General features: G+C 61.8%; 11 protein-coding genes. 9 read left to right on the forward strand and 2 right to left on the reverse strand.

The window, feature by feature from the left end:
• The first annotated feature begins 5 nt into the window (after positions 1-5).
• Positions 6-1,367 carry an AAA family ATPase gene (locus HMPREF3104_RS05170; protein WP_070494674.1) on the forward strand — a complete coding sequence of 454 codons (1,362 nt, stop codon included), beginning with the start codon at positions 6-8 and terminating at the stop codon, positions 1,365-1,367.
• A gap of 14 nt (positions 1,368-1,381) precedes the next feature.
• Here the strand turns inward: HMPREF3104_RS05170 and HMPREF3104_RS05175 are convergent, their stop codons facing one another.
• Positions 1,382-2,848 (reverse strand): amino acid permease, encoded by a 1,467-nt coding sequence (locus HMPREF3104_RS05175; protein ID WP_070494675.1) that lies wholly within the window; start codon positions 2,846-2,848, stop codon positions 1,382-1,384.
• Positions 2,849-2,865: 17 nt separating this feature from the next.
• Positions 2,866-5,139 carry an ATP-dependent RNA helicase gene (locus HMPREF3104_RS05180; RefSeq protein WP_070494676.1) on the reverse strand — a complete coding sequence of 758 codons (2,274 nt, stop codon included), beginning with the start codon at positions 5,137-5,139 and terminating at the stop codon, positions 2,866-2,868.
• Between the two features lie 25 nt (positions 5,140-5,164).
• On the opposite strand from HMPREF3104_RS05180, the gene thpR reads away from it, so the two are divergent.
• The 8 genes from thpR to HMPREF3104_RS05220 form a co-directional block, all read left to right on the forward strand.
• Positions 5,165-5,731 carry an RNA 2',3'-cyclic phosphodiesterase gene (thpR, locus tag HMPREF3104_RS05185; RefSeq protein ID WP_070494677.1) on the forward strand — a complete coding sequence of 189 codons (567 nt, stop codon included), beginning with the start codon at positions 5,165-5,167 and terminating at the stop codon, positions 5,729-5,731.
• Positions 5,732-5,975: 244 nt separating this feature from the next.
• On the forward strand, positions 5,976-6,158 hold the full coding sequence (locus HMPREF3104_RS05190; RefSeq protein WP_070494688.1) for a hypothetical protein: 183 nt from the start codon (positions 5,976-5,978) through the stop codon (positions 6,156-6,158).
• 70 nt (positions 6,159-6,228) lie between these two features.
• Positions 6,229-6,855, forward strand: coding sequence for an alpha-ketoglutarate-dependent dioxygenase AlkB (locus tag HMPREF3104_RS05195; RefSeq protein WP_070494689.1), 627 nt, complete (start codon positions 6,229-6,231; stop codon positions 6,853-6,855).
• A gap of 9 nt (positions 6,856-6,864) precedes the next feature.
• Positions 6,865-7,569, forward strand: a complete 705-nt coding sequence (locus HMPREF3104_RS05200; protein WP_070494690.1) for an SDR family NAD(P)-dependent oxidoreductase — start codon at positions 6,865-6,867, stop codon at positions 7,567-7,569.
• A complete protein-coding gene (locus tag HMPREF3104_RS05205) occupies positions 7,570-8,223 on the forward strand; it encodes a LysE family translocator (protein WP_070494678.1) in 654 nt (217 codons plus the stop codon). It begins immediately after the preceding gene.
• Positions 8,224-8,255: 32 nt separating this feature from the next.
• Positions 8,256-8,546, forward strand: a complete 291-nt coding sequence (locus HMPREF3104_RS05210) for an RNA-binding S4 domain-containing protein (RefSeq protein WP_052205620.1) — start codon at positions 8,256-8,258, stop codon at positions 8,544-8,546.
• Complete coding sequence (locus HMPREF3104_RS05215; RefSeq protein ID WP_070494679.1) at positions 8,546-9,319, forward strand: VOC family protein; 774 nt, start codon at positions 8,546-8,548, stop codon at positions 9,317-9,319. The genes HMPREF3104_RS05210 and HMPREF3104_RS05215 overlap by 1 nt, the downstream gene beginning before the upstream one ends.
• Before the next feature lie 25 nt (positions 9,320-9,344).
• A partial coding sequence (locus tag HMPREF3104_RS05220; RefSeq protein WP_070494680.1) for a hypothetical protein occupies positions 9,345-10,094 on the forward strand: 750 nt, incomplete at its 3' end.

Consider the following 10,094-nt stretch of genomic DNA (forward strand, 5'->3'; position numbering starts at 1 on the left):
TCGGTGTGCAACTCATTCGATTTACCGCCGGAAACTTCAAAAGCATCGCTGATGAGCAGACGATTGATTTTGCCTACTGGCCTGGCGAAAGCTCGGTACCTGATGTCCCGTGGGCAGATGTTGTACGGCCGGTGACGGTGCTGATGGGGGCAAATGCGTCTGGAAAGAGCAACATGCTGGACGCGTTGGGCTACTTTTCCCGCGCCATCCGTCTTTCAGCCACCCGCTGGCAAGATCTCGAAGATCCTGGTGAGGTGATGTTTTACCCGTTCGCGTCAGGTGACGCCGGCGCGAGGCCAAGCTTCTTTGAACTCGATTTCGTTTTAGACGGAACGCGGTACCTGTACGGGTTCGAATACGGCAGTAACGGTGTCGAGGGGGAATGGTTGCATTACGTTCCCAACGAGCGGTGGACCCCAATCTTTGAGCGAAGCGATGAGACCATCGAGTTCAACAACCGCGTTGTGCTCGAAGATGAGCAGGCAGTGCTGCGCTTTGCCAACCCCCGCGAGCTCTACCTTTCGGTTGCATTGCGCGGACAATTTGGAAAACTCGGCGCCCTGGCTCAGGCGATCGTCCATTCGCTGCGTTTCATCGCTTTGAGTGATCAGCATCGTGAGCAGCGTATTCACAATGTGATGCGAGCGCTGCGAAGCGGAGCGATGAACTTTGATGATGTGGGACAGCTTCTTGCGGCTGCGGACACCGGCATAGTCAACGTCACGCTCGATGAAAGCAAGTTGCCACCAGACCTCGTTGAGAAGCTTCAGACAGCGGCCACCTCACTTAAGCAACTTCATCCTTCGCCTAGGGCAGGCGCTGCGCTGACGATTTCCGACGGTGACGGGGGAGTCATCGAGTTTTCAGAAAAGGATCTGGAGGCTGTGGCGCTGCACTTGATCTTTGAGCATCAATCCGAGGACGGCACGATGTCGCTCGGACTACGTGAGCAATCCGACGGCACCGTTACCTGGTTTTCACTCGCCACCATTCTGGTAGAAGCGCTAAAGACCGGTGGTGTGGTGGTTGTTGATGAGCTTGATGCACACCTGCACCAGCACCTGCTCTTTCTCATCGTTGAAGCTTTCACAGACACAACAATCAATGTGGGCGGCGCGCAACTGTTTTTCACCTCACACAGCACAAACTTGTTGGAGCGGATGCAGGAGCTGAACCTGAAGGAACAGTCGTTCTGGTTCACCGAAAAAGGCTCCGACGGCAAAACCACGGTCTACTCGTTGGCGGATTTCAGGAAGGATTCGCGTGCAAACTATGAGCGCCGCTACCTTGACGGCCGCTACCGGGCGATCCCGAACCTCTCCCCGGCAACGCTACGGGGCCTAACTAACGCGAATGTGGGTGGGTAGCGCCAGCCAACCCCCTACAGCACCAGCGACCCGTTAACCAGCCCAACCACGGCAAACACCGCGCCGATGACAACGATGGTGACAACGACCCACTCGAAGGCGTTAAACAGGCGCTCTCCACGCGCGCGCTTGGTCAGCACGTACGGGATGATGCCCGGCAGTACTGCGAGTGCGCCGAAGAGGACGTACACCAGGTCGGCGGCGTAGATCAGCCACAGTGAGTAGATGAACGCCACGGCGGCAACAACCAGGTGCTTGGAGTTGGTTGCGCGGTCTGGGCGGACCTCATCAGTGGCTGGGTTCTTGTCCGCACGCAGCGCGAGCAGCACCAGGTACAGCGCGGAGAAGATGTACGGCAGGAGGTACATGATCGTTGCCAGCTGGACCATGGCGTTGTAGGAGGTCTGGTTGGCAAAGAAGATGATGACAAAGAACTGGATGACCACCGTGGAGATCAGCTGTGCGGTAAACGGTGCGCCGGCGTTGTTGGCGCGTCCCAGGCGCTTCGGCAGCAGGCCGTCATTGGCCATGAGCACGATGGGTTCAGCGCACAGCATCTGCCAGGACACGTACGCGCCGAGCACGCTCAGGCACAGGCCGATGGAGATGAACACGCCACCCCACGGGCCCACAACCGCCTCAAGGACGGCGGCCATGGAGTTGTCCGGCAGTGCGGCCAGTTCCTGCTGGGTGAGCACGCCGTAGCTCAAGGTGGACACGGCAACCAGAAGACCCAAAACGGACAGGAATCCGATGATGGTGGCGCGGCCAACGTCCGTACGCTTGGAAGCCTGCTTGGAGTAGACGGATGCGCCCTCAATGCCAATGAAGACCCACACGGTGTAGAGCATGATGCCCTGCAGCTGCTTGGAAAATGGCAGGCCAGAGCTTTCGCCCCAGAAGTCAAACGTGAACTTGTCCCAACTAAAACCAAGGAACGCAACCAGCACAATGAAGGCCAGGATGGGCACGATCTTGGCAACGGTGACCACTACGTTCATCACTGCCGCCTGCTTGATGCCGCGGGTGAGCATGAAGAAGATCGCCCAGGTCAGCACCGACACCGCAAGGGCCAGCACCCACTGGTTGCGGAAGACGGGGAAGTAGTAGCCGATGGTGCCGAAGAACAAGGTGGCATACCCCACCTGCGCCATGACGGAGCCAAGCCAGTAGCCCAGGCCGGAGGCGAAGCCGATGAAATCACCAAGCCCCGCGCGCACGTAGGAGTACACGCCGGAGTCCAGGTGCGGTTTGCGCCGCGCAAGGATCTGGAAGACGAAGGCGATGGAAAGCATGCCCACGCCAGCGATCAGCCAGCCGGTGAGCATCGCGCCGGGGCCCGCTACGGAGCCGATGTTTTGCGGCAGCGCGAAAATGCCGGAGCCCACCGTGGAGCCGATGATCAGCGACACCAGCGTCCACATGGACACAGTGTGTGCCCGGGAGTGGCCCTCGGTGTGCGTCTTATGCGCAGTTGTCATGCCGATAATGTAGCGGTTTACATTTTGTTCTTGGTCTTCGCCGTGGCTTTGGCGCTCCAGGGGTCCTCCGGCCAGGGGTGCTTGGGGTAGCGGCCACGCATTTCTTTGCGCACTTGCTGGTAGGGCCCGTCCCAGAAACTACGCAGATCATCGGTGACCGCAAGTTCGCGTCCGGCAGGCGAGAGCAGGTGAAATAGCACGCGCACCCCGGAAACCTCCGGCGAGGTGGCCAGCCCGAAGCATTCCTGCAGTTTCACGCGCACCACAGGCCGGCCGGTCTCGTAGGAAATCTTCGGCCGCGACCCGCTGGGCACCGCTAGGCGCTCCGGCGTGCTTTGCTCCAGCTTGCCGGCCAGCTCCCACGGCAGGTTGCGCATCATTGCGGCCCGCATGTCGCATTTGCTTATCGACGCCCCACGCAACACCTCCCCAACCTCAACCGCGTAATCCCCACGCGAAATATCCGGCCAGCCAGCTTGCTCGTGGAGGAAGGTGAGACGGGAAAGGAGGTCGCGTTCGTTGTTATCAAGCAGGAAGTCCTCGAAGCGGAATGATGCGGCGGCCTCTTCCAGTGCTTCGCTGGCGGCGGCGGTAGTTGAGGTGTTGAGGGCGACCGGCGTTGCGCTGAGCTCGATTGCGCCGATGGCTTTGACTTTACGAAGCTGCACCTTGTCCTTATTTACGTGCGCGCGGTAGCCCTGCGTGATGCGCTCGGTGGGAAGCTCTGTGGCTGCGGCCGCGCGGATCACGGCGCTGTGTTTTGTGCGCTGCACCTCAGCGGCCGCGATCCACTCCGCGCCGGTGAGGTTGATCTTTGGATCCAACGTGGCGCGCGTGCCGCTGGCCAGCAAGTATTCCTCGCCCATGCGCTTGGCCACCCACTGCGGAAACGCGGTGCTGACTACCTCACCAGCAGCAACCGGCGGGCCCTTCGGCGCGAGCTTGGCCAGGCGGTTGACCTGATTGCGCGGCGGACCCACCCGGCTTAAATCACCGCTTAAGCCCTCCGCAATCGCCGCGACCGTGGGGGCGGCGCCGCTGCCCAACTTCAGCAGGGCGGCCCCCAAACGTGGGTCCACCGGCAGTGCGGCAAGTGTGCGGCCGAAGTTGGTGATCTCGCCGCGGCTGTCAAGGGCGCCGAGTGCCTCCAGCGTTTCCTCTGCTTCTTCACGCGCCGCAGCTGGTGGCGAGGTTAAAAGCGGCAGGTCTGGGGAGCCCCACGCCTTCATCATCAACACCGCTGCAGTGAGGTCACTGGTGGTGATCTCCGCCGCGATGTCTTCACGAAAATGCTGGTAGTCGGCCTCTGCATAGGCACGCACAACCGTACCTGGCCCCAAACGTGCGGCACGGCCCGCGCGCTGGTTCGCACTCGCCTTGGACGCCGACACCGTGACTAAGCCAGTCATGCCGCGGGAATCCCTGCGCGGCTCCCTTGATAGGCCGGCATCCACAACCCTGCGCACGCCCGGCACGGTTACTGAAGACTCCGCCACGGCCGTTGACACCACCACCGGCGCATCCCCGTACAGCGCCTGGTCCTGCTGCTCGCTGCTCAGCCGACCGTGCAGCGGTGCTGCTGCAACGCCGTGTTTGTGCAGCGCCTCGCACACCAACTCCACCTCACGCACACCCGGCACAAACACCAACGTGCGGCCCTCCGCTTGTGCTGTTGACGCCGGTTTAGCTGCCAGCGACGCCACATGCTCATAAAACTCCCGCGACCCCGACGCACGTCCCGCATGCGGCGCGTACTGCACCTCCAGCGGGTGCGTTTCCGCCTGCGTGGACACCACGTGCGCACCCATATGCTGCGCAAACGCCGCCGCGTCCAGGGTGGCGGACATGGCGGTGAGAAAGAAGTCGTCGCGAAGAATCGCAACCTCCATGCACATCGCCAACGCCAGATCCGTATCCAGCTGACGCTCATGCACCTCATCCAGAATCACCGCGTTCACACCGTGAAGCTCCGGGTCCTTCAGCAGGCGGTTCAGCAGCACGCCGGGGGTGACAAACTCCACCAACTCGCCGCGCTTGGCTTCGCCGCGGATGGCGTAGCCGGAAAGCGACGGGGCGTCGAGAAGCGAAAGGCGCCGAAACGCTGCACGAACCGCAACCCTGCGCGGGGCGGTGACCAGCGTCTTTCCATGCGCATTCGCAACCGCCGGCGGGATCAGCGTCGTCTTACCCGTACCCGGCGGCGCCTCAACCACCAGCGGGCCAGCCTCAGGCAACTGGCCCAGCACCCCCGCCACCGGCAGGCCGCGCCCGATTTTCTCCAAGTCAAACATTGTTTTCCAGGGTACCTTTGAGGCCATGAGACGCCTGTTCGCCGCAATCGTCCCACCAACCGAGGTCCGCGAGCACCTCATCACCGCCCTGCGCCCGATCCGCGACACATTCGGCACCGAAACCCGCTGGACCGACCCAGACAACTGGCACATCACGCTGGCCTTCTACGGCTCCCAGCCCAACGACGCCGCCGAAGTCACCGATATCCTCGCCCAGGCAACTGCATGGGCTCCGCCATTAGAGCTGCGGCTTCGCGGCGCCGGCTGCTTCGACCGCCGCACCCTGTGGATCGGCGTCGGCGGTGACAAAGCTGAGCTGAAGACCCTCATGGCCGACTGCCTTTTGGAGCCCGACGCCCGCGGCCGACAGCGCGCCCACCTCACCGTCGCCCGTACCGGCACCCGTACCAGGGACTTCTGGCTTCTCGACGACCACGCCCACGCCCTCTCCATCTACTCCGGCCCTCGCTGGCATGTGGACGAGATCCACCTCATGGAATCCCACCTGGGCAAAGGCCGCTCCGGCGGGCCGAAGTACGACATCGTGGACACCTTCTACCTGCGTGGGCCCGCGCGCCGCGAAGCCTCCTAGGGGTTCTACCCCCTGACCTGCGCTAACCCCACGCACCCCACCAGCCTCATTGCAAACAAAGCGATTTGTTACGGATGTGACGAACCCGACCTGGGCTTTTGTAAACGAGGCCCCCTCGTTTACAGGATTACGACTGATCGCCATGCTTCAGCTCGAACAACAATTTCGAACATCCGCTGGCGTGTTACCCCAGTGTGGAACAATGGGCACAACGAACCAACAGGAACATTTCCAAGGAGGGATTATGTCTACGCCGATTATTCGCCGACTCACGGTTGAGGAGGCTAAGCAGGAGTTACGTAATCTCGAGCAGGAGGTGGAAGGTGGGATTGACGCGTTCGAGGAGCGCGCCCACTCGTACGATTTATCACCCACTGAGCAGGGCGTATGGCAGCGCATTTCGGAACTAAGGTGGCTTCTTGGTTAACTGAACCCTAATTAGACCCATGCTTTTCGACGCTCTCCCGCGCACCCCCTCTAACCCACTCCCAGGAGTGGTGCACCTGCCGAATTTCCTCAGCGTCGAAGAGCAAGCCGCACTGGTCAAGCAGGCGCGGGACATTGCTCACCGGGTGAAAGGTACGCCGGTGGCGATGCAGCGCCCGCGTGTGGGGCAGGGGCAGATGGCGGCGTGGTTGTTGTCGTTGGGGTGGTTTTGGCAGACGCGGCCGTACCGGCTGGTGCGTGAGGTTGATGGCCACGCTGTGCCGGAAGTACCCGCAAACTACCAGGTCATAGCCAACAACATCATGAATCAAGCACGCGAAATCGACCCGTTGGTGGGTCCCACGCCGACAGTGGAGACCGCACTGGTGAACTTCTACCCGCCGGGCGCAGGCATGGGCCTGCACGTTGACGCGGAGGAGGAATCCGACAACGCGGTGGTCAGCCTCTCCATCGGGGAGGAAACGATCTTCCGCATTCAAAACCCCGAAAACACCGGAAGCGCCGAAAACACCGAAAGCAAAGACCTGCTGCTGATGTCCGGGGACGCGCTGGTGTTTGGCGGTCCGGCAAGGAGGGCATATCACGGGGTGAAGGCGCCGCGCGAAGCCACCGGGCCCGAAACCACGGGTCTGAAAGAGGGGCGGATAAACATCACAATGCGCCAAGTACACCGGTAACCTGTGCGCATGGACAAAAAAGTTGCTGTAGTTACTGGCGGCTCGGCGGGTATTGGTGAGGCCGCGTGTCGTGCGTTGGCGGCTGATGGTTGGCACGTGATTGTGGCGGCGCGCCGGGTGGAGCGTTGTCAGGCCATCGCTGATGAAATTGGCGGGGAGGCATTGGAGTTGGACGTCACGGATGAGGCGAGCGTGGACAAGTTGGCGAAGCTCCCGCGGGTAGACCTTCTTGTTAACAATGCTGGTGGGGCGAAGGAGCTTGATTTGCTTCGGGACGCGAACGCGAACGACTGGCAGTGGATGTTCGACACCAACGTCATGGGCACCATGCGCGTCACCCAGGCCCTGTACCCGCAGCTCAAGGCCGCAAAGGGCTTGGTTATCAACATTGGTTCCGTGGCGGCGACGGATGCGTACAAGGGCGGCAGCGGCTACAACGCGGCGAAGTTTGGGTTGCGGGGGTTGACTAGGGCGTTTCGTAGAGAAGAGGCGCCTGACATCCGCATCTGCGAGATCGACCCGGGCCGCGTGAAAACGGACTTCTCGCTCAACCGCTTCCACGGCGATGCGCAGCGTGCCGCCCAGGTGTACGAGGGCAAGCTCAACCTCACCGCGGAAGACATCGCCGAGGCGATCCGTTGGGTGGCGTCGCTGCCAGCGCACGTGAACATCGACACGATGAGCATCATGCCTGCTGACCAGGCAGAACGTTAAGTGACTGGGTCAGCGTTCGCGGCGCTTCTGGGTGTGTGGTTCGCCGCGATTGTTAGCCCTGGTCCGGACACGTTTCAGATCATCCGCATCGGCTCACGCGACCGCGCGGCCGGCGTGTGGGCTGCCGCGGGCATCACGCTTGGCAACGCGTTTTGGATCATTGCGTCGCTTCTGGGCCTGTCTGCGCTGGTGCAGACGTTGCCGCAGATTCTGACGGTGCTGCAGATCGTCGGCGGCGGCTACTTGTTGTACATGGGTCTTGGGGCGTTGCGGGGTGGGGTGAAGGCGCGCGTCGATAAGCAAGAAAGCCCTGATGCGGTTGAACCTGCCGCGCGAGCCATGAGCACCGCCAAGGCGTTCGCTGTGGGTGTGGCCACGAACCTGTCCAACCCGAAGGCGGTCCTGTTCTTCGGCGCGATCTTTGCCCAGTTCATCCGCCCCGGCATGGGGTGGCAGTGGATGGTGGCAATTGCGGCGACGCTGATTATCACCGGGCTTGCGTGGTTTGTTGGATTTGCGCTGGCAGTGCGCGCCCTGGCGAGGCCGATCCAGCGGCATGGCTGGGCAATTGATCTGGTCACAGGCCTGATTTTCATAGCCATCGCAGTGTGGATGCTCATCGAGGGGCTCGCCGGTTTGCCCGCGCTGTTCTAAACTCCGCACCAATCTGGCTTATGCTTGGCCGCATGCATGTTGAGGTGCCTATCAGCGGCGACACGATCAAACTGGGCCAGCTGCTCAAGCTGGCTAACCTGGCGGAATCCGGCGGCCATGCCAAAGAAATGATTGAGGCCGGGGAGGTGACAGTCAACGGTGAGGTGGTCACAAGCAGGGGCTTTCTGCTTCACGACGCTGACGTCATCTCCACCCCCCACGCCACCGCAACCGTCACCACCGACGGTGACGGTGACGACGACTACTTTGATGAGCGCACCGCCAACGATGATTTCGATCCGGAGAAGTGGAGGAATCTCTAATGCCCGCATTTGAAGCCGTTCCCGGCATGCCGTACTGGCAGGACCTGGTGACCAGCGAGCCCCAAAAGTCCGCCTACTTTTACACCAAGGTGCTGGGCTGGGACGTTTCGGGCGGCGACTACCGCGTGGCCCGCATGCACGGCCTGCCGGTGGCCGGCATTGTCAGCACCGGCGCAAAAGAGGCGCTGAACGAATGGGTGCCGTACTTCCTCAGCGTTGATGTGGCTGCGGACGCGAAGCGTGTGGAGAAGCTTGGCGGCCGGGTGCTTGCCACCGCAGAGGTAGACCTGGGAACCCTTACCGTGTGTGCCGACCCATGTGACGGCATCTTCGGTTTGATCCAGCCGGCAGGCGAAGACCGCTTCGTTGCCGCCGGTGAGCCGGGTGTACCGGTGTGGTACAACTACGGCGGACCCGAGGTTGCGGCAGTTGATTTCTACGCCGAACTCTTCGATTGGGAAGTGCAGAAGGTTGGCAATGAATACATCGCCCTCCAGGACGGCGCACCATTCTTGAGCATGGAGATCGGCCTGGTGCCTGAGTTGGCGCTGTGGCAGGTCTATTTCGGTGTGGAGGATCTTTCCGCGGCGGTGAATGCCGCAGAGATGTTCGGCGCGAAATACCTGACGGAACCTGAGCTCACTTCGTTTGGCCTGGTCAGCTACCAGGAGGATGCCACGGGAGCCGGCGTGTACTTCTGCGAGGTAGAGGTGCCGGTGTTTGAAGAGGCTTCCGAGTCCGATTCAATCCTGCACCTGGACCCCGAAGCGTAGGACTGTGAAGCGTAGGACATACCAGATGAAACTGCGGGTTGTTGCGGGGACGCTTGCGTGCGCGCTGGCGTTGCCCTCTATCGTGGCTGCGCCAGCGCAGGCGTACCACGTGGATCCGTCGTATTTGCGCGATCGTACGGCCCTGGCCGTGGTGCACCCCGACGGGCGGATTTCCATGTCCGCCAATGCAGAGGAGCCGCGCCCGGCGTTGAGCCTGGCCAAGCTGTACCTGGCGTATTACGTGCTGTACAACGGCACTGCTGAGGAGAAGTCCCAGATCCCGGAGATGGTGGCCACCTCTTCGGACCTGATTGCCAGCCAGCTTGACCGGAAGTATCCGGAGGCGATTGAGCAGATCGCGGAGGACTTCGACTTGAAGGCCACGGTGCGCAGCGGCTACTGGGGTCAGACGCAGACCTCTGCACGCGACGTTGCCACGTTCATTTCCTCCATCGTGTGGGACCCGAAGGCGAAACCCCTGTTCGCCGGTATGAAGGACCAAAGCGCCGTGGCTGCCGACGGCTTCATCCAAGGCTTCGGCACCGCCCGCATGGACAACGTCAAAGGCTCCAAGATGGGCTGGACTGATGACCGCGCCAGCGCCACCGGCAGCGTCTCCTGGGGTGAGATTGGCGACGAAACCTGGGCCGTCGCCGCCCTGACCTACGGCACCGCCTACGAAAACACCGTGGACGTCCGCCACGGCATCAACCAGGTGGAAGACACCCCGGCGAAAAACAAGGTTTCAGCTACAGAGTCGGCCGCGGCGAAGCCG

The sequence above is a fragment of the Corynebacterium sp. HMSC30G07 genome (assembly GCF_001806945.1).
GTDB lineage: Bacteria > Actinomycetota > Actinomycetes > Mycobacteriales > Mycobacteriaceae > Corynebacterium > Corynebacterium riegelii.

What these genes read in the sequence shown, in the direction of transcription:
- HMPREF3104_RS05175 (WP_070494675.1), bottom strand. Translation starts at nt 2,848, where the DNA reads ATGACAACTGCGCATAAGACGCACACCGAGGGCCACTCCCGGGCACAC.
- HMPREF3104_RS05180 (WP_070494676.1), bottom strand. Translation starts at nt 5,139, where the DNA reads ATGTTTGACTTGGAGAAAATCGGGCGCGGCCTGCCGGTGGCGGGGGTG.
- thpR (WP_070494677.1), top strand. Translation starts at nt 5,165, where the DNA reads ATGAGACGCCTGTTCGCCGCAATCGTCCCACCAACCGAGGTCCGCGAG.
- HMPREF3104_RS05190 (WP_070494688.1), top strand. Translation starts at nt 5,976, where the DNA reads ATGTCTACGCCGATTATTCGCCGACTCACGGTTGAGGAGGCTAAGCAG.
- HMPREF3104_RS05200 (WP_070494690.1), top strand. Translation starts at nt 6,865, where the DNA reads ATGGACAAAAAAGTTGCTGTAGTTACTGGCGGCTCGGCGGGTATTGGT.
- HMPREF3104_RS05210 (WP_052205620.1), top strand. Translation starts at nt 8,256, where the DNA reads ATGCATGTTGAGGTGCCTATCAGCGGCGACACGATCAAACTGGGCCAG.
- HMPREF3104_RS05215 (WP_070494679.1), top strand. Translation starts at nt 8,546, where the DNA reads ATGCCCGCATTTGAAGCCGTTCCCGGCATGCCGTACTGGCAGGACCTG.